Consider the following 24610-nt stretch of genomic DNA (forward strand, 5'->3'; position numbering starts at 1 on the left):
TCAATAGTAAAAGTAAAATCATTGGAAGGCTTTATGTTAATCCGGCCGCTCCACACGACTAAGGCGGCGACGCGGATGAGATTGCAAAATCCTGCCTCGGATTTGGGCGAGGAAACACAGCGGCGACATGCTAGTCACGACGACACAACACCCCATTAAAAACCTCGCGCACCCTTCCCCGCGCGTCGCCGAGCGCGCCCTCAAGCGCGCTCATGCTTGGCAGTTCAGCGGCGCGGACGAGACGACGCTGGACCGCTTCGCACTGCTGGTGGGGAGTGAGTTTCGGCTCGCGCCCCATCTTCACGCCCCGCGCTCTGGCGCGTTCCCGGCCCTCGCCGGTACAGCGGCTTCTCATCTATCGGTCTTAGCGCCCCCTAATCTACGTAAGCTGCGCTCATGAACGATGCCGATAATCAGCACTCCGTCCCGCTGTTCATCGTAGAAAATAACGTGGTTCGCGTGCTCATGGCGCCGTGCCCCGGGGGCGAACTCGTCGGCCTTGCGGCCAAGGCGCGGATTGTCGGCGAGAAGCTGAAAACACCGTGTCATGTCTTGGCGGTACGCTTCGGCCTGCGCCAAACCGAATGTCTCGAACCCGTATAGGAACAACTTCAGAAGATCGTCATCGGCGTCTTGCGTGAGCCGGTATTCACTCATGCGTCAGGCCGCGCTCCTTGGCGATTTCCTGCGCCTCGGCGAAAATTTCATCGACGGTGCGGCTGCTCACGCCGCTCGCTCTTGAAGCGGCCAGCTTCTTCCGCAACTCGTCCAGAGTGAGTTCCTGTTCGCGGCGGTCACGGTCACGCCGAACAAGATCGCGGACATAGTCGCTGACGCTGGCGTAATCGCCGCGCCTGATCTGAGCTTCGATCCAGTCTTTCATGGGATCGGGCAAGGATACGGTCATTGTCGCCACAGCGGCGCCTCCAGTTTCTTTCCATTCTACCAAAATAGGAAAAAATCACAAATTTTCTTATTGTAAACTTGCGAATTGAACTTCAGCGCACAAAAGTCGTGTCAGGGTTTATGCAACACCCCATTAAACACTCCGCGCACCCTTCCCCGCGCGTCGCCCAGCGCGGCCTCAAGAGCGCTCATGCTCGGCAGCTCAGCGGCGCGGACGAGACGACGCTGGACCGCTTCGCTCGCTTCTCTGGGATCGGCGCCCGGATCTAGGGTCAGCCGCAGCATCTGGGTGACATTGGTCAGCAGGCGATGAGCGCCCAGCAAGACGCTTGAGTCCTCGGGCGCCAGAAGCCCCAGCCGGCCCGCCGTTTCGAGCGTGGCGAAGGTCGACACGCCGATAAGTTCAGGCGCCTCGCGCGCATGGCGCAGGAGGAGGTATTGCGCCAGGAATTCGATATCGAGCAGCCCTCCCGCCGCAAGCTTCAGGTCCCAGAAACCGCCGTCGCCTTTTGCGCTGGCGACGAGGCTTCGCATTTTGTAAACTTCCCGCCGCAGCGTGTCGTCGCGCGGGCGGGTGAGGACGGCGCGGATCGCGCGTTCGACCTCCCCGGCGAGCTTCTCATCGCCCGCGATGACGCGCGCGCGGGTCAGGGCCATGTGCTCCCAGATTTCGGCGCCGGTGGTCTGATATTCGACGAAGCTGGCGAATTGCGTCGCCACCGGGCCCTGGCGGCCCGAGGGGCGAAGGCGCATATCCACCTCGTACAACGCGCCGCGCCGCGTCGGGGCGGTCAACGCCGCGATCAGCCGCTGGGCGATGCGGGTGTAATATTGCGCGGCGTGCAAGGGCCGCTGTCCATCCGATTCGGGACGGCCTGGATCAAAATCGTAGATCAAAATGAGATCGAGATCGGACGCCGCCGTCATTTCGCGCGACCCAAGCTTGCCGAGCGCGAGCACAATGGCCCGGCCACGCGGCGGGCGGCCATGGTCGGCGGCGAACGACGTCTCGACGAAGGCGAGGCACGCCGCGACGATACTTTCGGCGAGCGCGGAATAGGCGCGCGCCGCATGTTGCGGGTCGATCGCGCCCGACAGCAACCGGAGGCCGATCGGAAACAGCTCCTCCTGCGCGAAATCGCGCACGGCGTCGAGAAATTCCTCGGTCGTGACGGAATAATGCAAGAGCCGTCCGGCGCGTTCGCTGAATGCGGTCTCGTCCATCGAAGCGGCGAGAACATTCGGGTCCATCGCGATATCGAGCACATGCGGATGACGGGTCACCATCCGGGCGAGCCGGGGCGCCCCGCCAAGAATATCGGAGAACAATTCGCGAATGCCGGGATTGGCTTTCAGCTTCGAAAACAATTCAACCGCCGCGGGCATCCGCGCAAGCGCGGCGTCAAATCCGGCGAGAGCGGTGTCGGGGTCGCCCGAACCGCTGAACGCCTGCAGGAGGTCGGGCACGAGATCTGTCAGCACTTCGCGCGCACGGGGTGTCCGCACCGCCGGACGCCGGCCGAAGTGCCAGCCCCGGATGGTCTCGACCGCGAGCCGCGGAGTCTTGAAGCCAAGCCGCGTCAGCGTTTCGAGCGTTTCGGGATCGTCGTCCGCTCCGGTGAAAACGAGACTGCCGACCGCCGCGTCGAGCGAGGGTGCATGTTCGAACAGCCGTGCGTAATGCTCTGAGACCAGCCTCAGATGGCGCAGGAACTCCTCGCGGAAGCGCTTTTCGCGCGCATAGCCGCAAAAACGGGCGAACCGGCGCACGCCCTCGGCGTCGGCGGGCAGCCGCTGCGTCTGTTCGTCGCCGATCATTTGCAAACGGTGTTCGATTTCTCGCAAGAAGAGATAGGCGGCGCGAAGGTCGCGAACCGCCTCTGGCGTCACCCAGCGTTCGCGCCCGAGTTCGGTCAGCATGTCGAGGGTGCGCGAGCCGCGAAGACCCGGCCTTTTGCCGCCGAAGATCAGTTGTTGCGTCTGAACGAAGAATTCGATCTCCCGAATGCCGCCGCGGCCGAGCTTCACGTCGTGTCCTTCGACGCTGATCTCGCCGTGTCCCCGAACAGCGTGAATCTGCCGTTTCATCGCGTGAATATCGGCGATGGCCGCGTAGTCGAAATATTTGCGCCAGATGAAAGGCGCGAGCGCTTCGAGAAACTTCGCCCCCAGCGCCTTGTCCCCGGCGCAGGGGCGCGCCTTGATCATGGCGGCCCGCTCCCAGTTCTGCCCGACGAGTTCATAGTAATTGTAGGCCGCCGGCAGCGCGACGGCGACCGAGGTCGAGCCGGGATCAGGGCGCAGCCGCAGATCGACCCGCAAAACGTAGCCGTCGCCCGTATGCTCCTGCAGCAGGCGCGCCAGGCGTTTCGTCATGCGGACGTAAAGCTGATACGGCTCGGCAGCCTCCGTCAGAGCGGCGCACTCTGGGTCGAAAAAGACCGACAGATCAACATCGCTCGAATAGTTGAGTTCGTCGCCTCCAAGTTTGCCCAAAGCGAGAATGGCGAGGCCGCAGCCGGTTTCCGGCTGCTCTGGATCCGGCAGCTTGAGCGAACCCGCGCCATGCGCCTCCCTCAGCAGGAATCGGAGCGCCGCGGCGATAAAGGCGTCCGCGGCGAGGGACAAGGCCCGCGTCGCCTCGACAACGTTAAACGCCGCGCCAAGATCGGCAAGGGCGATCAGGAGCGCGGTCTCTTGCTTGCCAAGCCGCAGGGCGCGCATGAGTTCCGCCTCATTTCCGGCGCCGGCGCAGACAGTGGCGAGGGCTCCAAGGCAAGCCGCAAGCGATTTCCACGGCGCATTCGTGAGACAACGCGCAAGCCGGGCCGGGTCCGCCTGGGCGAGGCGCCACAGGAACGGCGAATGATCGGCGAGCGCCTCTAGAAGCGCGCGAACGCCTGGTTCGGCCGTCAATTCGCGAAGGGGCTGCGCCGAAGCCGTCGAAAGGAACGCGTCCAGCAGCTCCCGCGCCCTTGAGGCGTCGGCGAGGCGGGGCGCGGCCCGAAGACGCCGCCAGAGGGGAAGATCCCCGTCAGATTTGCGCTGAACCGCTTGCGTTTGAAGGCCTTTCCCGTTCGGCCGCACCCGGAGCGGCGCTTGAAATCAGACAGCGCTACCCGGCCAGAGCCAGAGGCGCCGGCGCGGGCATCGGCATCGAGGCCAAGGGGATCGAGAGGACGACGCGCAGACCCGGATTGTTGTCCTCGATCCGGACCGTTCCGTTATGAAGGCGCGCCACCGCGGCGACCAGAGACAGGCCAAGGCCCGAACCGGGCCGCGAACGGGCGTTCTCCAGTCGGACAAAGCGATCGAGCACCCGCGTGCGATCCTTTTCCGCAATGCCGGGGCCCCTGTCCGCAACGCTGATTTCGACGTTTCCACAACGGCGCGCCGCTTGGAGATAGACGGTCCGGTCCGCCACATTGTCGACCGCGCCATATTTCAACGCGTTGTCGACAAGATTGGCGACAGCCTGGCCGACCAGTTCCCGGCTGCCGCGCAGGCAGAGATTCGGCTCCGAGGTCGTTCTCAGCACGATTCCCTTTTCCTCGGCCAGCGGTTCGTAGAGTTCGCCAACATCGAGAGTCACCGCCGATGCGTTGAAATCGACCATGCCTTCGCGTCCGGCTCCGGCTTCCGCGCGCGCGATTTTCAGAAGCGCGTCGAAGATCTGGATCAGCCTGTCGGATTCGTCGAGCACCTTTTCGAGCGCCGACCGGTAGTCTTCCGGAGTCTTGCCGAGCCGGAGCGCCTGTTCAGCGGCGACGCGAAGCCGGGTCAGCGGCGTCTTGAGGTCATGCGCGATATTGTCGGAAACCTCTTTGAGGCCCGCCATCAACTCGGAGATCCGCTCCAGCATGGCGTTGAGATTTTGCACCAGCCGATCGAGTTCGTCGCCGGTTCCAGCCAGCGGCAGCCGACCGGACAGATCGCCGGCGACGATCGTGCGGGCGTTGGCGTTGATGGCGTCCACGCGATTGAGAACCCTGCGGGACACCCAGAGCCCGCCGAGGGTTCCGATCACCACCAGCCAGAACAGCGACGTCAGCAGGGCGCCGCCAAGGATTTTGCGAAGGGTCTCGCCTTCCTGAAGGTCATGGCCCACGAGAAGACGGTATCCGCCCGGGAGGGGAAAAATGCGGGCGAGCGCCCAGTGCCGCTCGGTCGACCCGTCGGTCGGCTGATAGATCGTCTCGGTGATCCCGGTGCGGCTCATGACGCCGACGGGCAAGCCGGTGACGTTGCCGGCGATGGGCTCTTCCTCGGGGTTGGTCACAAGATAAAGCTGCGCGCCTGGCCGCCGGCTTCGCTTTTCGATGCTGACGAGAAGGCGGCTCATGCCGCCCTGGGCGAATTGTTCGTAAAGTCCTGAAATATCGGCGTCGATCGTCTGCGCGATCTGTTCGTCGATCAAGATCTTGATATTGCCGCCGACGCTGCCGAGAACGAGGCCGGCGCCGATGGCGGAAATCGCCAGATAGGCGAGCGAGACCTTGAAGACTGTCGTGCGGAACAGTTTACCCAGAGGTATCACGGATCATATACCCCGCGCCGCGAATGGTCTGCAGAAGCGGCGGATCGAACCCTTTGTCGATCTTGCTCCGCAGTCTTGAAATATGAACGTCGATCACGTTGGTCTGCGGATCGAAATGGTAATCCCAGACATTTTCGAGGAGCATGGTCCGTGTGACCACCTGCCCGGCGTGTTTCATCAGATATTCGAGCAGCCTGAACTCGCGCGGCTGCAACAGAATTTCCTTGCCGTCGCGGGTCAGCTTGTGCGCCAGGCGATCCAGTTCGAGACCATTGACGCGATAGGTCGTCTCCTCGCTGGATCCCGGCTGCTTGCGTCGCGCCAGAACCTCGACGCGGGCGAGAAGCTCGGAAAACGCGTAGGGCTTTGGAAGATAATCGTCGCCGCCAGCGCGCAGCCCCTTGACCCGGTCATCGACCTGCCCCAGCGCCGACAGGATCAACGTCGGAGTTTCGACTTTCTGCGCCCTCAGACTGCCGATCAGCGACAATCCGTCCAGCTTCGGCAGCATACGATCGACGACGAGCACGTCGTAGGTTTCGTCCCGGGCGCGCGCATAACCCTCAAGCCCATCGCCGACGATATCGGCGACATGACCCGCCTCGCGGAACGCCTTCGCCAGATAATTGGCGGCCTCGGCGTCATCTTCCACAATAAGGATTCGCATAGACGACATATAGCTGATCTCTGACAAAAACAGCAGGCCGGGAGAGAACTCCCGGCCTGTCGCATCCCGGATCCGGCGCGCGACGGGGGAATCACGGCGCCAGATCGCTCAACCTCTGGGCGAGAGGCCTAGGAAGCCGGAGTGAGCGCGATGGCGACAAATCGCGTGCCTTCGCTGCCCTTGACTCTGAGGAGCACGGCCTTGCGACCTTCCTTTTTAGCTTCGGCCAAAACCGCGCTCACGTCGGCCGGACGGCTGACGCTTTTTCCGCCCGCCTCGACGATCACATCGCCGACGCGAACGCCTTTCTGCGCCGCGGCTCCGTCCGGGTCGATGTCGGCGACGACGACGCCTTCACCGCCTGCGCCCTGCATCGAGGATGCGGGCGCGAGAGAAAGGCCAAGACCCTTGAAGCTCGAATCCTCGCTGACCGCCGCCTTAGCGGGGCTCGCCTTTTCGTCCGGCAGCGAGCCGAGTTTGATCGGAACGGTTTTTTCCGATCCGTTGTGCCAATAGATCAGATCCGCCTTCTTGCCGGGTCCGAGCGCCGCGACCTTGCGGGCCAATTCGCGCGGGCCGTCGATCCGTTCGCCGTCGATGCCAAGAATGACGTCGCCGGATTTCAGGCCGGCCTCGGCCGCGGGCGAATTCGCCTGCGCATCGGCGACGAGCGCGCCTTTTGCCGCCTTCAGGCCGAGGCTGTCGGCGACTTCCGTCGTGACCGGCTGAATCTGAACGCCGATCCAGCCGCGAGCGACCGAACCCTTGTCCTTCAGCGACGCAACGACAGTCTGCGCGCTCTCGGACGGAATGGCGAAGCCAATGCCGACGCTTCCACCCGAAGGCGAGAAGATGGCGGTGTTCACGCCGACGACGTCGCCCTGCGCATTGAAGGTCGGGCCGCCCGAATTGCCCCGGTTCACAGGCGCGTCGATCTGAAGGAAATCGTCATAGGGACCGGCGCCGATATCGCGGCCGCGGGCCGAGACGATTCCGGCCGTCACGGTGCCGCCAAGGCCGAACGGGTTGCCGACCGCGAACACCCAATCGCCGACGCGAGGCACGACGGTCGAGAATTTGACATGCTGGTACGGACCCCCGGTCTTGATCTTGAGAAGCGCAAGGTCGGTCTTCTTGTCGGTTCCGATCACGCTGGCCGGCAATACGGTCTTGCCGTCGTCCATCGTCACGGTGACGTCGGTGGCGTTCTCGACGACGTGATTGTTGGTCACGACATAGCCGTCCTCGGTGATGATGAATCCCGAGCCCTGAGCTTGACCCGTATGCGGCTTGCCATGCGGCGCGCCGCCGCGCGGGCCGTTTTCGCCAAAGCGCTTGAAGAACTTTTCGAGCGGATCGCCGGGCGCGAACTGCGGCATGCCGCCGTCTTCGTCGGCGTCGGCGGTCTCGGTGACCTTTACCTTGACGGAGACGACGGCTCCGCGGACGCGGTCAACGACATCCGCGAACGTCGCCGGGCCAACCGAGGGCGCGGCCGTATCGGCCATCGCGGGGCTGGTGGGAACAAATTCAGTCATGGCCGCGCCGGTGAGGGCGATCGTGGCGACCGCGCCGAGCAGGGCAGCGCGCAGCGCCCGGGGCTTCCGGGGCTTCCGGGGCGCGCCGTGGGCGTCAGGGCGAGAGTACGAGGAACTAGCCATTTTCAGTGTCTCTCCATTTGCAAAGCATTGCGAATCAAAACTCAAAAACGCCGCCCGCGCCGCGTTCCTGACAATGTATATGGGCGAGCGCTCCTTACGCCGCCATTTCGGCACTATGAAAGTTCAGTAAGCTTGAACGATCCGGTGAACCTGGACATTCGGCGCGTTTGGTCAGTGAGGCGCCTCCAGAATCAGTCCTGCAGCCGCCGGGGAAAATATGGGTTTGACAAATGATCAGTCGGGGCCGCGAAGCGTCGCTATCAAAAATACCCTGCGGGGCGGAATTGTGGCTGCATGAGCAGCCAGAATTTCGCTCTAGCGACCGCCGTTGCCCGGCCGATCCCACGGCATTGGCGGAAACGGGCTCGGGGCCGGCGCCCCGCGCGGCGGCTCTCCGCCGGGGATTTCGTTTGGAGGCGCCATACGGCGCGCCTTCTCGGCGGCGGCCTTCTTTGCGGCGATGCGCCTCGCCCTATCCGCGGCCGCTTTCGCCTTGGCTTCCTCGGCCTGGGTCTTGGCGGCGTCTTCCGGAGAACCGGCGCCGTCCGGCGACTGGGCGTTTTCCAGAGGCGCCGCGGGCGTATCCGCCGCCGCCGGCTCGGGCGGAGAGACGACGGCTTCGCCGCCGCCTTGGCAGTCGGTCAGCCAGATATCATAGACGGGATGCTCGATGGCGTGGAGGCCCGGACTCGCGGCGTACATCCATCCCGAAAAGATGCGCTTGTATTCGTTCTTGGCGTCGACCTCATCCACCTCGACAAAGGTCGTCGTTTGTGGAGCTTCGGTGGCGGGACGCGTCAGGCACGCGCGCTGGGTGATCTGCAACGAACCGAACTGGACGGTTTCGTCGGTCGCGACCTCGAACGCGATGATCCGGCCGGTGATCTTGTCGAGGCCGGTGAAGACGGCGATCGGATGCTTGATCTTGTCGGCTTTCGCGAGCGGCGCTGACGCCAGCATAAGGCCGGACAGCGCGCAACGAACAAGCGCCCGTCGCGGGAGGACGAAGCGACCCGCGATCCTCACGCGCGCCCCCGCGCCGCAATGAACGGCTGGCGCCGCCTAGCGGCGTGAGCGGAAGCCAAGGCGAGCATCAGATCCAAGAGATTTCCTTTGACCGAGTCGCTGACCGAGACGCAAGTCGTATCGAGATGTTGATCAAATATGCGCTCTAGCCTTCCGGCGTCCAGGCGTCGTAATCGCCCGTCGCGCGCGGCCGCGCGTTGGCGCGAAGGGTCGAGCCCGGCGGGCGCCAGGCTTCCGGGGTCCCGGTCAGATTCGGGATATAGGGCAATTGCCAGTCCCGCGCGGCGTATGTTTCCTCGGTCGGCGGAACGTCAACCGTATGGTGCAGCCACCCGTACCAGCCGGGCGGCGTCAGCGACCCCTCGCTCTGCCCGGAATAGATCACCCAGCGGCGCTCGAAGCCCAGCGCCGGATCGATTTTCCTGCCGCGATAATAGCGGCCGCCAAATTCATCGGTCCCTACGAATTTGCCAAACAGCGCCGTATAGACCCTCGTGTTCAGCGTCTGACCGTTCCACCAGGTGAAAATCTCGTAAAGCCATTTCATGGGCTGACTTGCCTTCGGCTGTTTCGGGACGGCCTTGCTCGAGATCGCGCCGCTTTGGTCCGGTTATGACGGGGCGAGGCCGCTCTGTCCAGACCGGACCGGTCCTGGCTTCGCCCTGCGTTTGAAATGCGCCAGGATCAATCCAAATCTCCATGCTTTGCTGGTTTTCCCCAGATTATCGGCAATTCACAGGATTGGAGGCGGCGAGAGGTCAATCGGAGCCATGAACCCTTCCCCGCCGTCAATAGTTTTGTTACCAATTTCTCTCAACATCTTGTACGATCGCTTGATCGGAACGACTATATGAGGGGATACCGATGCGCATCCAACGCCGCTACACCAAAGCCGATCAGTCCCCTTACGCCGAGATCGAATTTCGCCTGACCAAAAGCGAGATCCGCAATCCGGACGGCTCGGTGGTGTTTTCGCTCGACGGCGTCGAGGTTCCGGCCGCCTGGAGCCAGGTCGCGGCCGACGTGCTGGCGCAGAAATATTTCCGCAAGGCCGGAGTTCCCGCCGTCCTGAAGCGGGTCGAGGAAAATGCGGTCCCCTCGTTCCTGTGGCGCTCCGAGCCCGACGAGGCCGCCCTCGCGCTTCTGCCCAAGGGGGAGCGCTCGCTCTCCGAGACGTCGGCGAGGCAGGTCTTCGACCGGCTCGCGGGGGCGTGGACCTATTGGGGCTGGAAGGGCAAATATTTCGACACGGAATCCGACGCCGCCGCCTTTTACGACGAACTGCGCTTCATGCTGGCGCGGCAGATGGCGGCGCCCAATTCGCCGCAATGGTTCAACACCGGGCTGCATTGGGCCTATGGCGTCAACGGCCCGAGCCAGGGCCATTATTACGTCGATCACGAGACGCGAAAGCTCGTCAAATCGAAATCGGCCTACGAGCATCCGCAGCCGCACGCCTGTTTCATCCAGTCCGTCGCCGACGATCTCGTCAACGAGGGCGGCATCATGGACCTCTGGGTGCGCGAGGCGCGCCTGTTCAAATACGGCTCCGGCACCGGCTCGAATTTCTCGAAGCTGCGCGGCGAGAACGAAAAACTCTCCGGCGGCGGCAAATCCTCCGGCCTCATGTCCTTCCTCAAGATCGGCGACCGCGCCGCCGGAGCCATCAAATCGGGCGGCACCACCCGGCGCGCGGCGAAGATGGTCGTCGTCGACGCCGATCATCCCGACATCGAGGAATTCATCGAATGGAAGGTCAAGGAGGAGCACAAGGTCGCCGCCCTCGTCACCGGCTCCAAGGTCCTGAAGAAGGCCCTCAAGGCGATTTTGCGCGCCTGCGTCAATTGCGAGGGCATGGGGGACGATTGCTTCAACCCTGAAAAAAATCCCGCCCTCAAAAAGGAAATCAAGCTGGCGCGTCGCGCCTTCGCCCCCGATTCGGCGATCAAGAAGACGATCCAGCTCGCGCGGCAGGGCCGCACCGACATCGATTTCGCCACCTTCACCACCGACTGGGATTCAGAAGCCTACCTCACCGTCTCGGGCCAGAACTCGAACAACACCGTGCGCGTCACCGACGCCTTTCTGCGCGCGGTCCAGGAAGACGGCGATTGGACCTTGACGCGCCGCCTCGACGGCAAGGCCCAAAAAGTCATGAAGGCCCGCGACCTGTGGGACAAGATCGGCCACGCCGCCTGGGCCTCCGCCGATCCTGGCCTCCAATACCACACATCCATCAACGACTGGCACACCTGCCCCGCCGCCGGGCCGATCGTCGCGTCGAACCCCTGTTCCGAATACATGTTCCTCGACGACACGGCCTGCAATCTGGCTTCGCTCAACCTGCTCCAGTTCCGCGATCCCTCAACCGGCGCGTTCGAGGTCGAGTCCTATGAACACGCGGTCCGGCTGTGGACGATCGTGCTCGAAATCTCGGTGATGATGGCGCAGTTTCCGGCCAAGGAGATCGCCCGCCTTTCCTACGACTACCGCACCCTCGGCCTCGGCTACGCCAACATCGGCGGCCTTCTGATGTCGTCGGGCATTCCCTACGACAGCGATGAAGGCCGCGCGATCTGCGGCGCGCTTTCGGCCATCATGACCGGCGCGGCCTACGCCGCCTCGGCCGAAATGGCGGGCGAACTCGGCGCCTTCGAGGGCTATCACGACAATGCCGACGCGATGCTGCGGGTGATGCGCAACCATCGCCGGGCGGCTCAGGGCGAGGCCTTCGGCTACGAAGCGCTCGCCACCGCCCCCGTCCCGCTCGATCATGCGTCGCTGACCGACAAGCGCCTTGGCGAGCGCGCCCGCGCCGCCTGGGAGCGCGCCGTCGCGCTCGGCGAGGCGCACGGCTACCGCAACGCGCAGGTCAGCGTCGTCGCGCCGACCGGCACGATCGGCCTCGTCATGGATTGCGACACGACCGGCATCGAACCGGACTTCGCCCTCGTCAAGTTCAAGAAGCTCGCGGGCGGCGGCTATTTCAAGATCATCAACCGCGCCGTGCCGGAGGGCCTTCGCGCGCTCGGCTACGCCCCGGCCGAGGCCAACGACATCATCGCCTACGCCGTCGGCCACGCCTCGCTGCGCGAGGCGCCCCACATCAACCACGCCAGCCTCAAGGCGCGCGGCTTCTCCGAGGCGAAGCTGACCGAACTTGAGGCGACCCTCGCGGGCGCCTTCGACATCAAATTCGTCTTCAACAGATGGACGCTCGGCGCCGAATTCCTGACCCAGAGCCTGAAGGTTCCGGCCGCAGAAATCGACGATCCGAAATTCGACCTGCTGAGCTTCCTTGGATTTTCCCGCGCGGAAATCGACGCCGCGAATCTCCATGTCTGCGGCGCCATGACGGTCGAGGGCGCGCCTCACCTGAAGCCCGCGCATTACGCCGTGTACGATTGCGCGAGCCCGTGCGGGCGCACCGGCAAGCGCTATCTCTCCGTCGAGAGCCACATCCGCATGATGGCGGCGGCGCAGCCGTTCATCTCGGGCGCGATCTCGAAGACCATCAACATGCCGAATGAGGCGACGACGGAGGATTGCAAGGAAGCCTACATGTTGTCGTGGCGGCTCGGGCTCAAGGCCAACGCGCTCTACCGCGACGGCTCGAAACTCTCGCAGCCGCTGAACAGCCAGTTGATCGAGGACGACGAGGACGAAGCGGACGACGCGGTCGAGGCGCTGATCGCCTCCAACGCCCCGGCGCGGGCCAGCGCCGTCGCCGAAAAAATCGTCGAGCGCGTGATCGAACGGATCGAACGCCGCCGCGAGCGCGAGAAGCTGCCCGACCGGCGCAAGGGCTACACCCAGAAGGCCGTCGTCGGCGGCCACAAGGTCTATCTGCGCACAGGTGAATACGTGGATGGGCGCCTCGGCGAGATCTTCATCGACATGCACAAGGAAGGCGCCGCCTTCCGCTCGCTGATGAACAATTTCGCCATCGCCATCTCCGTCGGCCTGCAATATGGCGTACCGCTCGAGGAATATGTCGACGCCTTCACCTTCACGCGGTTCGAGCCGGCCGGCTTCGTGCAGGGCAATGACGCGATCAAGAACGCCACCTCGATCCTCGACTACATGTTCCGTGAGCTGGCGATCTCGTATCTGGGCCGCAACGACCTCGCCCACATCGATCCCAGCGACATCGGCCACGACGTTCTCGGCAAGGGCGAGACTCAAGGCCGCCAGCCCCAAGGCGTCGCGCAAGGCGCGCAGGGATCAAGCGAGAAATTCGTCTCGCGCGGCTTCGTGCGCTCCAAGGCCGACAAGCTGATGCTGGTGCAAGGAGGAGTTCAAGCGGGCGTACAATCTGGCCAGCAGGCGGCGACGGCGTTGAAGAACGATCTCGAACAGGACGTCGAGGCGGAACTTGGCGGGTTAGAATGGACGACGCCGAACGAGCGCGCCGCCATCGCCGAAAAGCGCAGCCTCGCGCGGATGAAAGGCTACACCGGCGAAGCCTGCGGCGAATGCGGAAATTTTACTTTGGTGCGGAATGGAACGTGCCTGAAGTGCGATGCCTGCGGGGCGACGACGGGGTGTAGTTGAGGGGAGAAATCCGCAAACCTACCGGAGTATTCAGGCATGGCCTTGCTTTCCAAATTCGAACAAATAACAATGAGCAGAAATTCAATCCATGAAGAAATTGAAAGTACATATTCAGTTTTCGAACACGATGGACAAAAATTTATTCAAATCGATAGCTATGGCCGGCCAGAAAGAAAAATACCCGGAAAGAAAAGCCAAACTTTCCAGCTTGATAAAAAAGGGGGTCGGTTGCTTTTCGATATTCTAAATGACACGTTTCACTTCAAATAATTTACGTTATTTGGCCCGCCCCCGGCCACACCACCCCATTCATCGCACGGCCGACCCGAGCGCGTCTCATCTTTGAAGTCAAGGACGGCCCAAGGGGCCGCCGCCGCAGGCGGTCCGTGATCCTTGAGTTCAAAGCCGGGACGCGCTTTTCTGCCGCCATGCGCTGAATGTCTTTTTCCGCGCAACAGCGCCCTACAACGCCACACGCCCTCACCGTCCGACCTGCCCCGCCGTGAACGCGCCGCCGAAAACCTCCGGGCCGCGCTCGATCTCATAGGCGTAATGGCCGTCCTTGAAAAAGAGGTTGATCCTCGCGCCGCCGCTCACGCTGAAAGCCAATCCGGCCTTGTCGAGCTTCGGCGCGCCGGCCCTCAACAGATTGTCGTTCCACCCCGGCGGCGAGCAGCAGGATTTCACCGGCTCCAGCCCGTTGATCGGCGCGCCGTTCCAGTCGCCCTTGATGGCGATGATCTGGTAGGCGCCGCCCGCTTCGTCCTTTGTGGCGAGCGTTCCGGACGCCGTGATGTTGGCGTCTACGTTGACATAATTCCAGGTCCATTCCACATCGGCCTTCGCCGGCGTCAGGGCGGCGGCGGCGCACAACGCCAGAGCGCTCGCCGCGATCAGGCCGGGGCCCCGTGTCCGCGCCATGGCGTCGTTCCGTTCAATCCGCCTGTGGAAAATAGGCCGCCAGAATGCGGTCGCGGTAGGCGACGAGATCGGGATGGCCTTCGGCGGCCGTGCGGCAGACGCTGTTGAACTCAGGGCAAAGCGCGCCGATGAGGAAGGCGCCCAGAGTCGCGTCGGCGCCGTGCGGGGAATCGCCGAAGAGGTAGGGTTTGTCGCCAAGGAGCGCGGCGGCGGCGGCGAGGTCGCGCTTTGCAAGTTCGGCGCGCTCCGCCTCGGAATGGCGGTAGAGGCCCTGCCCTTTGGCGTCGCGCCTGATCTTGCGGCGGACCACGGTCTTGAGCAGGGTCTTCAGCGGGAAAGGCGTGCTGTCGAAGAAGCGGGCCGGGCCATTTTCGTAATTGGAATCGTCGAGCCAGCGATCGGCGACCATCAGCCAATAGAGATGCTCTTCGCACATGCGCTCGAGCGCCCAGCCGACCGCCTTTTGCTCGTCGGTGAGGCCCGCGTCGAAATCGAAGCCGTATTTCGATTCGATGTGGAACCGGATGAACGTCGAATCGGCGATGAGTTCGCCTTCATCGGCGATGTAGGGCAGCTTGCCCTTCGGCGCCGTCATGAGGCCGTCGCGATTTTCCTTGAATTCGATGCCGGCCATTTTCAGCAGCAACATCGCCTTGGTGGCGAACGGGCTGCCTTCGGGCAGGCCGAAAAAGGGGCCGTACGTGTAAAGAACGATCATATGTTTCCTGATCTCCGAACGGCTTGACGAAGCGTACGACTTGCAACAGAACTTTAGCTTCGCCACACTATAGCGGGACATAAATATGCGGAACAGAAGAATGATGGCCGCCGCCGCGGCTCTGGTCGTCATGGCGACGGCGGCGCCGCTCCGGGCGCAGGGTCTGAGTTTTGCGGTCGAGAAAGCCGATTGTCAGGGCGACGCCATGCGGCTTTGCGGGCCCTACATTCCAGATCAGGACAAGATCCACGCCTGCCTCGTCGCGTACAAGGATTATCTCAGCCCCGCCTGCCGCTCGATCGTCGCGCCGAAAAAGCGCTGATCACAGGTAGCGCGCGGCGCGCCCTGCGATCGCCGCGCGGGTCAGAAAGGCGGGTTCGATGGCGAGGTTTGTGTTCTGGACCGGGGCGTATAATGCCGGGCTCGCGCTCGTCCTGGCTTTCCCGTCGCTCTATCGGGCCCTTGGCCTCAACATTCCGTCGCCGCTCTGGGGCTGGCTGGTCGGCGGATTTCTGGCCTATACCAGCGCCGCGCTGATCCTTTCGTCGCGGGATCTGCCGCGCCGCGCGTCTTTTGTCTATTTTGAGGCCTTGCTGCGTTACGCCGCCGCGCTTCTGCTCGTCCCCGCCGGCCTGTTCGGAGATCTCGGCCTGATCGCCGTCCCCCTCGGGCTCGGCGATCTCGCCATCGGCCTTGTCTACATGTTCGGCCTGCCGGGAGCACTCGGGACGACCCACCGCGCGCTGTTCCTCGACCGCCAGGCCTGACGAGAGCGAGGGCGCCGGGCGCTCGCAGGGGCCACGATGCGAACGCCCGGCTTCGGGAGGGAAGTCTTGAGTCCGGCCCGGCGAATCGAGGTTGGCTCTGAACAGTCCTGGAAAGCTTAGTCTAGTCTTGGAAATTGCCTGGACCTTCAGGATAGAACGGATTCTCGCCAAGACCCTGACGGCCAAGCGTGCCGGAGGGGTCCACGACAGCGGCGCGATGAAGCCGTGGCTCCTCGACGCTGACCGACCTGTGTTCGTAAAGGCCGCGCATAGGGTTCACGCTATCTGCGCGGCGGTTGCTTGCAAAGGCGTCGGGCGGCGCCAGTGCGGCGAATATGGCGGCGGCCAGCGCGAGACGCCTCAGCGGAAAACTTGCCGCTGGAAGACTTGCCGCTGGAAGACTTGCGGCCGGAGAATTTGCGGCCGGAGAATTTGCGGCCAAATGAAGGATCGATCTGCGCATCGGGATTCTCCGCGATCTGGGTGAACGCCATCGGCCCGGTCCATAATCTGGGGAACGCCGGCCGCCCTGGCTTTTCGAGATCGCGAGATTTGCCGTTCAAGAGGGGAAAGTCTTGAAGACGGCTTTATGAATGTCTTAAATATCCGCGTTTCCAGAAAGCTTGCTCTTCAAGCTTGCTCTCCGTGGCTGGCGTCGCCCGCCATCAATCCGGCGACGCCGATGCTTGCGTCTTGAGCAGATTCCGACCGCATGACGTCACGCGATCGGAAAGTGCTCTGCCACGCCGCGGCGGACCTCCCGGAAAGCCTGTCGGGAGGCCTTTCGAAAAGACGCCAGCGATCGTCAGGAAATGGCGCGACGCGAAGGGGCGCCGGGCGTTCAGCGCTGCTGCTGGATGCGCGGGCGCCACGAAAGATCGTCGGACCAGACGTAGATCCCGATCGCGGCCAGGAACAGGACCGCGCCGAACCAGAACAACGGCGAATGATGGATGCGCCGCCAGTCGGGTTGAGCCTGCGGCCTTGACGCGCCGTTGTGGTGATTTCTCCTGTTCACGCGCCGTCCCTTTATGTTTTCTTATGATTGACGTCACTACAATCCGCCCGCATGGATTAGGGCGAATTCAAAAAGGCCGAGGACGCGTTTCCGCCTGCTTCCTCAGCCCACTGAGTCCTTGGCCCCGGACCTTATTGCACCGAAAATTCGATCCGGCGGTCGTGGCGGTTGCTGCCCTTGTCTTCGGCGTTGCCGTGCCCCTTGGCGGTCAGAATTTTATCCTTGACCCCCGCGCCGATCAGCAGGTCGCGCACGGCGTCGGCCCGATGCTGGGAAAGAACAACGTTCGCCGCCGGGTCGCCGGTGGAATCCGTGAAACCGTCGATCTGTACATGCGACGAGGCGGGCAATTGTTTGATCAGGCCCGCGGCCTGCAGGAGCAGCGGCTTGCTGCCTTCCGGAATTTCGGCGCTGCCCGTGGCGAAATTGATCCTGTATTTATTGAGGATCGCCACCAGCTCCGATCCGCTGAACCCTGGCTTGAGCGCGGTCAACGCCGCCGCGATCTCGTGGGCCGCGGGGTCGGCCGTCTCGACCGGCGCGGGCGCCGGCGCCGGCTCAGCGGGGGTTTCCTTGGCCGCTTCGGTCACGGCCGCGGGCTCCTTGGGCTGATGGAAGAAATAGGCGAGACCAGTCAGACCGAGGATCAGGGCGAGAGGAAAAACCCAGTCGAACGACTTCTGGCCGACGGGGTGCGGCGAAGCGTGGACCTGGGCGATCTTGTGCTCGGCGCCGCCAAGAAACCCGGCGACGGAGGCGGGAAGCCGCGTCGGAATCGCGCCGCCCGGCGTGAGCAGCCCAACCAGTTTCGGCGTCACATAGCCGATCGCATCGCCCACCAGATCCGTTCCGAGGCTGAGTTTTCGTCCGATCGCGGAAATCGCGCTGAGCCCGAGAGCCTCTTCCACTTCCGAGGACGACAGGGCCGGTCCCGCGCCTCGGCCGAGCCAGGACGCGATTTGATCGCCAAAACCGGCGGCTTTGAATTTGTCGAGATATCCGGCGACGCCATTCGGGTCGTCCGAAATGAAGCGAAGCAGTTCCCGCAATAAAGACTCCGCCTTGGAGCCCAGGTTGAACCTCGACCCGATGTCAGCGATCAGATTGTCGAAAAGCGCCATGACTTTACTCCAGAAACGGGCCCGGCGGCCGGGTTGACCTCATCCTGAGGATTTTACGGATTTGCTTCCCCTTGCAAGCTAAGCAATGCGGACACGTACGTTTCCTGTTTGCTTGCAGAGGTGGTCGGCGGGGATAAATCCGAAAATAGAGCGCGGGATAGGTTTTCGGAGGAATGCGGACGCGAAGTCAGAAAAAACCGATAAAACCTTCTCAGACCAGCAGCCGCCCAAGTAATCTTCGAATATATGGCCGAGCTTTTTTCGTCAAGCAGCCTTCGTCTCCCACGCGAAGCTATTCGCCGCCGGAAGCCACCCGAGGAGCGCAACAAAAGCAGGCCGCCCTCAGATTAGCTTGGCGCCGACGACGGCGAGCGTGCCGGCGAGCAAGGGCCGCAAGATGCGATCCGGCAAATAGGCCGCGAGCTGGCTTCCGATCATGATCCCCGGCAACGAGCCAAGGAGGAGCGAAACAAGAAGGTTCCAGTCGATCGACCCGAGAAACCAATGGCCGACGCCGGCGATCAGCGTCAGCGGTACGGCGTGCGCAATATCCGACCCGACGATCTTGGCGGTCCGCAAATCAGGATAAAGCAGAACCAGTATAGTGACGCCGATGGCCCCGGCCCCGACCGATGAAATCGAGACGAGCACGCCGAGAAACACGCCCAGCAGATTGGTCAAAAGCCGCCGTCTCCCGTCGCTCAGGCCTTGCATCCTGACGCTCAGATGCGAGAGCAGCCGCTTGCGGAACACCAGCATCGTCGCCGTCAGGAGAAGGGCGACGCCAAGCGAGGTTGTGATGACGCCGTTCGCGCCGTGCGGGCTCGCCCCGAGATAATTGAGGGCGAGCAAAGTGAGCACCGTGGCCGGAGCGCTGCCCGCCGCAAGCCGGCGCACCACCCGCCATTCGATGGTTCCATTCCATCCATGGACCAGCGCGCCGCTGGCTTTTGTCAGCGCCGCATAAAGAAGATCGGTTCCGACAGCCGTTCCCGGCGCAATTCCAAAAAGGAGCACGAGAAGAGGGGTCATGATCGACCCGCCGCCTACTCCCGTAGCGCCGACGAGCGCTCCGACAAAAAAACCGGAAACGGAGTACAGGGGATTGATCAGGCTCCAATCCACTGTGACCTTCTTTCAGCGGGTTTGATCGGTTTTCATAGGGGGCTAAAAGCTAAATCGGCTTCAGTCAACAATTGTAAGCCGGTACGATGTTTGCTGCCGTCGAACGAAATCCCGCTCGGCGATCATCTGGCGTCGGTTTTCGGACAAAATGCTAGCGTAGCGAGGCCGGCGGCTTATCTTATGGTGGAAGATTTACGAAGGCCCCGCTCCGGCGCAGCCAGGCCACGGAGCCGGCGGCTCGAGGTGTCGCGCTTCAGGTGATCGCGCAAATGACAATCTTGAGGTGATCGCGCATATGACAATCATGACAGACATTGCGCCGATCGGCGTCACGAAAGCCGAAACTCAACTGTCCGGCATTCTTTGGGAGCGGCTGCAACAGGAAGCCGAGGCCGCGTTCGTCAATGACCGCGCGCTGGCCGCCTTGTTCGTGAATTCCGTCCTGAACCGTTCATCGTTCGAGGACGCCGTCGCCCACCGCGTGGCGGCGCGGCTCGGCAACGAAACTGTTCCCGCGCATCTCATCGCGGACCTCTTTGCAGAGGCGCTCGCCGGCGACGCGTCCATCGCCCCGGCGTTTCAGGCGGATATCGCCGCGGTGATCGAGCGCGATCCGGCGTGCGAACGCTTGATCGAGCCCTTGCTTTTTTTCAAAGGCTTTCACGCCATCCAGACGCACCGGCTGGCGCATTGGCTCTGGGTCAGCGGCCGCAACGATCTCGCGCTTTATCTGCAAAGCCGCTCGTCCGAAGTGTTTCAAACGGACATCAATCCGGCGGCCCGCTTCGGCAAGGGAATCTTCCTCGATCATGCGACCGGCCTTGTCGTCGGCGCGACCGCAACGATCGACGACGATGTTTCGATCCTTCAGGACGTGACATTGGGCGGCACGGGCAAGGAACGCGGCGACAGGCATCCAAAGGTGCGACGCGGCGTCATGATCGGCGCGGGAGCCAAAATTCTCGGCAATATCGAGATCGGCTCCTGCTCGCTCATCGCGGCCGGATCCGTCGTCCTGAACCCGGTGCCGCCGAACACAACGATGGCGGGCGTTCCGGCCCGCGCAGTGGGCACGACGGGATGCGCCGAGCCCTCGCGCAACATGAACCAGATTTTGAGCCAGCTCGTGTACGATTCGTTCAATTACACGATCTGACGGCGACGCGATTGGAGCCTGACGCCCTCGGATTGACGAGGTTTTCCTTGGCTATCCGGCAGGAGGCAAAAAGCGCTATTCGTTTGTTGACAGAAAGCGTAGGCTTTATCGGTTCGGTCCTTGCCCGAGGGTGAAGTCTGCGGCGTCTAAAGGCGGGACACTAAAAAGCGGGACACAAAGTCCGGCGCGAAGGGGAGTTCACTCATGGCACTGCAACTTGGCGATATCGCGCCGGATTTCGAGGCGGATACGACAGAAGGGCGCATCAGGTTCCACGACTGGGCCGCCGGTTCGTGGATCGTCCTGTTTTCGCATCCCAAGAATTTCACGCCCGTATGCACGACGGAACTCGGATATACGGCGAAGCTGAAGCCGGAATTCGACAAGCGCAATGTCAAGGTGATCGGGATCAGCGTCGACCCCCTGGCGAGTCATGAGAAATGGGCGGACGACATCAAGGAAACCCAGGGCCATGCGCTCAACTTTCCGCTGATCGCGGACCCGGACCGCAAAGTCGCCGACCTTTACGGGATGATCCACCCGAACGCGAGCGACACGCTGACGGTGCGTTCCGTGTTCGTCATCGGCCCCGACAAGAAGATCAAACTGACGCTGACCTATCCCGCCAGCACGGGACGCAATTTCGATGAAATCCTGCGGGTGATTGATTCCTTGCAGCTGACCTCGAAGCATCAGGTCGCCACGCCGGTCAACTGGAAGCACGGTGAAGACGTGATTATCGTTCCGGCTGTCTCTGACGAGGACGCCAGGAAGAAATACCCGGAGGGATGGAAGGCCCTGCGCCCCTACCTTCGGATTGTTCCTCAGCCTAAAGGCTGACGTCCCGGGTTAACGCCCGGTTCGCCGGAGGAGCCGGACCAATGCCGCATTGAATTTACGCGCGCGAAGATTTCGGTCTCGCGGTCTTTCCGTCCTTCAGCCTGCGTCTTCCGCGAGGCTATCAAATGGAGCACACTTTTCATGGCGCAAAACGCTGCGAGTCTGGCAGAGATAAACAATAAATCGACGGCGCCGGGGCGTGGACGCATTTACGATTCGATCACCGAAACCATCGGCAACACGCCCCTGGTCCGCTTGCGCAAGATCGAAAAAGCGAAGGGCGTCAAGGCGAACCTTCTGGCCAAGCTCGAATTCTTCAATCCGATTTCGAGCGTGAAGGATCGGATCGGCGTTCACATGATTACGGTGATGGAAGCCGCCGGCAAGATCAAACCGGGAGAATCGACCCTCATCGAGCCGACGTCCGGAAACACCGGCATCGCCCTCGCCTTTGTCGCGGCCGCGCGGGGCTATAAGCTCATTCTCGTCATGCCGGAATCGATGTCGATCGAGCGTCGTAAAATGCTGGCTCTGCTCGGCGCGGAACTCGTGCTCACCCCCGCCCCCCAGGGCATGAAGGGCGCCATCGCCAAAGCTCAGGAACTCGCGGAGGCGACGCCAGGCGCCGTGATTCCCCGGCAATTCGAGAATCCGGCCAATCCGGAGATCCATCGGCTGACGACGGCCGAAGAAATCTGGAATGACACCGAGGGGCAGATCGACGTTTTCGTGTCAGGCGTCGGCACGGGAGGAACGATCACAGGCGTCGCGCAAGTTCTGAAGCCGCGCCGGCCCGGCCTGAAAATTGTCGCCGTGGAACCTGAGGATTCGCCGGTTCTTTCCGGGGGCGCCCCCGGACCCCACAAGATCCAGGGAATCGGCGCCGGATTTGTTCCCGCCATCCTGGACCGCTCCCTCATCGACGAAGTCGTGACAGTCGGAAATCAGACCTCGTTCGATACGGCGCGGCTTGCGGCCCGCCTCGAAGGCATTCCCGTCGGCATCTCCTCTGGCGCGGCGATCGCGGCCGCGGTGGAGATCGGATCAAGACCCGAGTCGGAAGGCAAGAACATCGTCCTGATTATTCCGTCCTTCGCCGAGCGTTATCTATCCACCGCCTTGTTCGACGACGTCAAATGAGTTGATCGCCTGATTGTGGGGCCCATGGATTGTCATGGGACCGATTGAGCCCTGTCGCGCCAATAAGGCGCGACGCCTCGCTCAGGCCGGCAAGTTCAGCCAACGCCCGATAGAATCAGCCATCGCCCGATAGAGCGCTTTCCGATCGCATGAAGTCATGCGATCGATCAGAAATCGCTTCAGAATCAAAAGCTTGAGCATATTCTTGTCGATTGGATTGATTCAATCCGATCGGAATATGCTCTAGAATAAGCGTCCAGAAATTCAGGACGTACTCGTCTGTCCTCCCGGGGCGAGGCTATTTCATTTCAATGTCCGATTTGTTGGCGCGCGTAGACTTATCACGCAACGCGCATGTTTATATTGCGACGCAGCCACCGCAATGCAAAGCGCATCTTTCCTCTACGGTGAGCGCTTTTTGCAACAGGTGCGCGCATATTTCATCTTGCCAACATCCAAACAACAGTTCTACTTTACTGCTTAGGCTGGGTCTGAAAGACTCGGATTAGCATCCAACGCTTGACTAACGTCCAACTTCCTTTTTGGCGACGCAGCAAGATCTCGCTTCTGCGAAGAAAGCAAAGCCTTCGATAATAGTCGTGTCCAAAAATGAGGCTTTACTTGTTTTTAAAATACGACGAAATCTATGCAAAATCGCAGTCAAAAAAAAAGAAAAGCAAGACAAGATAAAGAAAGTTCGGGAGGCATCAAATGGGTATTCTGGTCGTTGGAGGAGTCCTTCTCGGGATGGTTCTCGGAAGATATCTCAAGGTTCTGGTTCTCGTGCCGGTGTGCGGCATCCTTGTCGTACTGCTTCTATCTAGGCCTGTTCCAGCCGTTCATTCGCTGACGTATCCGCTCCTCGAAATTGGCGTGCTGCTCTTTAGTTTGCAGATAGGCTATGCGGTCGGGTTGCTTTCGACTAAACTGCGTCCTTTCATGCAGCGGTCCCGCGGCGTTTGGGCCCCCGGTTTTCAGGCTGGATTGCGGTCCATGCATCTGAAATCGTAATCAACTGAAATCGAAATCGACGGGCCGCTTTTGGGCGACGAAGATCAAGATGCGCGCTTGATGACTGAATAATAGGCTCAATCGATACGCGCTGACGGATTGTTGATTTGCGATCGGGCTTTACGATCTTTCGTAAAGCCCTTTTCTTTGGGCTCGGCCGCCGCCGCTCCCCGATCTTCGGAGCGAATCGAACCGCAAGCCAGACCAAAACACGTCTTGGCTCCTCGGCGGGCGCGCTCCTGCGATTATGCTTGACCTTGGTCTTACGCCGAGAATACGCATTCACTTCCAAAGGGATGACTCAGACGCGCCTGCGTCTGACGTCAATCCTTCTCTGATCAATTTACGCCGCCGCCCGATACGACCCCGATGGCCGTTCGAGAGCGTCACAGGGGTCGCACACCATGAAAATTCTGGCCGGCAATTCCAATCGCGCGCTGACGGAAGCGATCGCGGCGTATCTCAGCATTCCCTTGACCAAATGTCAGGTGCGTCGATTCGCCGATATGGAGATCTTTGTCGAAATTCTCGAAAACGTGCGCGGCCAGGACACGTTCATTGTCCAATCCACCTCTTATCCTGCAAATGACCACCTTATGGAAATTCTCATCATGACCGATGCGCTGCGGAGGGCGTCGGCGAGGAGAATCACTGCGGTGCTCCCTTATTTCGGCTACGCGCGTCAGGATCGCAAACCAGGTCCCCGCACGCCGATTTCGGCCAAGCTCGTCGCGAACCTGATCACGCGCGCCGGCGCCGACCGTGTGCTCACCGTTGATCTTCACGCAGGACAGATTCAGGGCTTTTTCGATATCCCGACGGACAATCTGTTTTCGGCGCCGGTTCTGGTGCGCGACATCAAGGAGCGACTGAGCCCTGGCAATCTGATCGTCGTCTCTCCCGATGTCGGCGGCGTCGTCCGCGCACGGGCGCTGGCCAAACGAATCGACGCGCCGCTGGCGATCGTCGACAAACGCCGCGAGCGCGCCGGAGAATCCGAGGTGATGCATATTATCGGCGACGTCGCCGGAAAAACCTGCATCCTCATCGATGACATCGTCGATTCCGGAGGAACCTTGTGCAACGCCGCCGAAGCACTTCTGCAGGAGGGCGCGCGCGAGGTCTACGCCTATATTACCCATGGCGTATTGTCGGGCGGCGCGGTCGCCCGCATCGCCGGATCAAAGCTCAAAGAACTGGTTCTGACGGACACGATTCAGTCCACCGAAGCCATCCGCGTCTCGAAAAACATACGCGTGGTCACGATCGCGCCGCTGATCGGTGAGGCGATCGCGCGCATCGCCAAGGAAGAGAGCGTTTCAAGTCTGTTTGACTGACCGCTTGCGCCGACGCACCGGAGCCTCAACGCTCCGGTACTGGCATATTTAATGCTAAACAAATCTCAAGCGTCCGAGGGATCCAAGGGCGCCTACTGGACCCGT

At 62.0% G+C, this 24610-nt stretch carries 24 protein-coding genes; 9 read left to right on the forward strand and 15 right to left on the reverse strand.

Annotated features, from left to right (window positions below):
• Positions 1 to 130: 130 nt before the first annotated feature.
• The 9 genes from BM177_RS20355 to BM177_RS10350 form a co-directional block, all read right to left on the reverse strand.
• Positions 131 to 355 carry a hypothetical protein gene (locus BM177_RS20355; RefSeq protein WP_210185902.1) on the reverse strand — a complete coding sequence of 75 codons (225 nt, stop codon included), beginning with the start codon at positions 353 to 355 and terminating at the stop codon, positions 131 to 133.
• Complete coding sequence (locus BM177_RS10315) at positions 352 to 657, reverse strand: type II toxin-antitoxin system RelE/ParE family toxin (protein ID WP_091681906.1); 306 nt, start codon at positions 655 to 657, stop codon at positions 352 to 354. The genes BM177_RS20355 and BM177_RS10315 overlap by 4 nt, the downstream gene beginning before the upstream one ends.
• Positions 650 to 916, reverse strand: a complete 267-nt coding sequence (locus tag BM177_RS10320; protein ID WP_091682217.1) for a type II toxin-antitoxin system ParD family antitoxin — start codon at positions 914 to 916, stop codon at positions 650 to 652. Before BM177_RS10320 ends, BM177_RS10315 begins: the two co-directional genes overlap by 8 nt.
• A 101-nt stretch (positions 917 to 1017) precedes the next feature.
• Positions 1018 to 3993, reverse strand: a complete 2976-nt coding sequence (locus BM177_RS10325; protein WP_091681908.1) for a bifunctional [glutamine synthetase] adenylyltransferase/[glutamine synthetase]-adenylyl-L-tyrosine phosphorylase — start codon at positions 3991 to 3993, stop codon at positions 1018 to 1020.
• Between the two features lie 28 nt (positions 3994 to 4021).
• A complete protein-coding gene (locus BM177_RS10330) occupies positions 4022 to 5443 on the reverse strand; it encodes a sensor histidine kinase (RefSeq protein WP_091681910.1) in 1422 nt (473 codons plus the stop codon).
• Positions 5427 to 6110, reverse strand: a complete 684-nt coding sequence (locus BM177_RS10335; RefSeq protein ID WP_091681913.1) for a response regulator transcription factor — start codon at positions 6108 to 6110, stop codon at positions 5427 to 5429. The genes BM177_RS10330 and BM177_RS10335 overlap by 17 nt, the downstream gene beginning before the upstream one ends.
• Before the next feature lie 128 nt (positions 6111 to 6238).
• Positions 6239 to 7771 carry a Do family serine endopeptidase gene (locus tag BM177_RS10340; protein WP_091681915.1) on the reverse strand — a complete coding sequence of 511 codons (1533 nt, stop codon included), beginning with the start codon at positions 7769 to 7771 and terminating at the stop codon, positions 6239 to 6241.
• Positions 7772 to 8086: 315 nt separating this feature from the next.
• The gene (locus BM177_RS10345) at positions 8087 to 8731 is read right to left on the reverse strand and encodes a DUF2155 domain-containing protein (RefSeq protein ID WP_091681917.1); all 645 of its coding nucleotides are present in this window, start codon (positions 8729 to 8731) and stop codon (positions 8087 to 8089) included.
• A 211-nt stretch (positions 8732 to 8942) separates the two neighbouring features.
• Positions 8943 to 9344 carry an NADH:ubiquinone oxidoreductase subunit NDUFA12 gene (locus BM177_RS10350; RefSeq protein WP_091681919.1) on the reverse strand — a complete coding sequence of 134 codons (402 nt, stop codon included), beginning with the start codon at positions 9342 to 9344 and terminating at the stop codon, positions 8943 to 8945.
• A 317-nt stretch (positions 9345 to 9661) separates the two neighbouring features.
• Between BM177_RS10350 and BM177_RS10355 the strand changes: the two genes are divergently transcribed.
• Both BM177_RS10355 and BM177_RS10360 read left to right on the forward strand, forming a co-directional pair.
• Positions 9662 to 13351, forward strand: coding sequence for a vitamin B12-dependent ribonucleotide reductase (locus tag BM177_RS10355; RefSeq protein ID WP_091681922.1), 3690 nt, complete (start codon positions 9662 to 9664; stop codon positions 13349 to 13351).
• Between the two features lie 36 nt (positions 13352 to 13387).
• Positions 13388 to 13621, forward strand: coding sequence for a methionyl-tRNA formyltransferase (locus BM177_RS10360; RefSeq protein WP_091681924.1), 234 nt, complete (start codon positions 13388 to 13390; stop codon positions 13619 to 13621).
• 210 nt (positions 13622 to 13831) lie between these two features.
• Here the strand turns inward: BM177_RS10360 and BM177_RS10365 are convergent, their stop codons facing one another.
• Both BM177_RS10365 and BM177_RS10370 read right to left on the reverse strand, forming a co-directional pair.
• The gene (locus BM177_RS10365) at positions 13832 to 14272 is read right to left on the reverse strand and encodes a hypothetical protein (RefSeq protein ID WP_091681927.1); all 441 of its coding nucleotides are present in this window, start codon (positions 14270 to 14272) and stop codon (positions 13832 to 13834) included.
• 13 nt (positions 14273 to 14285) lie between these two features.
• Positions 14286 to 14990, reverse strand: coding sequence for a glutathione S-transferase family protein (locus tag BM177_RS10370; RefSeq protein WP_091681929.1), 705 nt, complete (start codon positions 14988 to 14990; stop codon positions 14286 to 14288).
• A gap of 85 nt (positions 14991 to 15075) precedes the next feature.
• Between BM177_RS10370 and BM177_RS10375 the strand changes: the two genes are divergently transcribed.
• Together BM177_RS10375 and BM177_RS10380 are read left to right on the forward strand one after the other, a co-directional pair.
• Positions 15076 to 15312, forward strand: a complete 237-nt coding sequence (locus BM177_RS10375) for a hypothetical protein (protein WP_091681931.1) — start codon at positions 15076 to 15078, stop codon at positions 15310 to 15312.
• Positions 15313 to 15370: 58 nt separating this feature from the next.
• A complete protein-coding gene (locus BM177_RS10380) occupies positions 15371 to 15757 on the forward strand; it encodes a hypothetical protein (protein ID WP_091681934.1) in 387 nt (128 codons plus the stop codon).
• Between the two features lie 121 nt (positions 15758 to 15878).
• Here the strand turns inward: BM177_RS10380 and BM177_RS19495 are convergent, their stop codons facing one another.
• From BM177_RS19495 to BM177_RS10395, 4 genes are all read right to left on the reverse strand, one after another.
• Entirely contained in the window at positions 15879 to 16220 is a 342-nt protein-coding gene (locus tag BM177_RS19495; protein WP_139223588.1) for a hypothetical protein, read from the reverse strand.
• A 378-nt stretch (positions 16221 to 16598) separates the two neighbouring features.
• Complete coding sequence (locus BM177_RS20020; RefSeq protein WP_175492565.1) at positions 16599 to 16775, reverse strand: hypothetical protein; 177 nt, start codon at positions 16773 to 16775, stop codon at positions 16599 to 16601.
• A 131-nt stretch (positions 16776 to 16906) separates the two neighbouring features.
• Complete coding sequence (locus BM177_RS10390; RefSeq protein ID WP_091681939.1) at positions 16907 to 17896, reverse strand: OmpA family protein; 990 nt, start codon at positions 17894 to 17896, stop codon at positions 16907 to 16909.
• A 342-nt stretch (positions 17897 to 18238) separates the two neighbouring features.
• Positions 18239 to 19009, reverse strand: coding sequence for a sulfite exporter TauE/SafE family protein (locus BM177_RS10395; protein WP_091682219.1), 771 nt, complete (start codon positions 19007 to 19009; stop codon positions 18239 to 18241).
• A 316-nt stretch (positions 19010 to 19325) separates the two neighbouring features.
• Here BM177_RS10395 and cysE point away from each other — a divergent pair, with 316 nt between their 5' ends.
• The 5 genes from cysE (at position 19326) to BM177_RS10420 (ending at position 24505) form a co-directional block, all read left to right on the forward strand.
• Positions 19326 to 20177 (forward strand): serine O-acetyltransferase, encoded by an 852-nt coding sequence (cysE, locus tag BM177_RS10400; RefSeq protein ID WP_091682222.1) that lies wholly within the window; start codon positions 19326 to 19328, stop codon positions 20175 to 20177.
• 204 nt (positions 20178 to 20381) lie between these two features.
• Positions 20382 to 21017 (forward strand): peroxiredoxin, encoded by a 636-nt coding sequence (locus BM177_RS10405; protein WP_091681941.1) that lies wholly within the window; start codon positions 20382 to 20384, stop codon positions 21015 to 21017.
• 141 nt (positions 21018 to 21158) lie between these two features.
• Complete coding sequence (gene cysK / locus BM177_RS10410) at positions 21159 to 22157, forward strand: cysteine synthase A (protein ID WP_091681943.1); 999 nt, start codon at positions 21159 to 21161, stop codon at positions 22155 to 22157.
• A 711-nt stretch (positions 22158 to 22868) separates the two neighbouring features.
• On the forward strand, positions 22869 to 23168 hold the full coding sequence (locus BM177_RS10415) for a hypothetical protein (RefSeq protein ID WP_139223589.1): 300 nt from the start codon (positions 22869 to 22871) through the stop codon (positions 23166 to 23168).
• Between the two features lie 404 nt (positions 23169 to 23572).
• On the forward strand, positions 23573 to 24505 hold the full coding sequence (locus BM177_RS10420; protein ID WP_091681947.1) for a ribose-phosphate pyrophosphokinase: 933 nt from the start codon (positions 23573 to 23575) through the stop codon (positions 24503 to 24505).
• The last annotated feature ends 105 nt before the right edge of the window (positions 24506 to 24610 follow it).

It is taken from the genome of Methylocapsa palsarum, from assembly GCF_900114285.1.
Taxonomy (GTDB): Bacteria; Pseudomonadota; Alphaproteobacteria; order Rhizobiales; family Beijerinckiaceae; genus Methylocapsa; species Methylocapsa palsarum.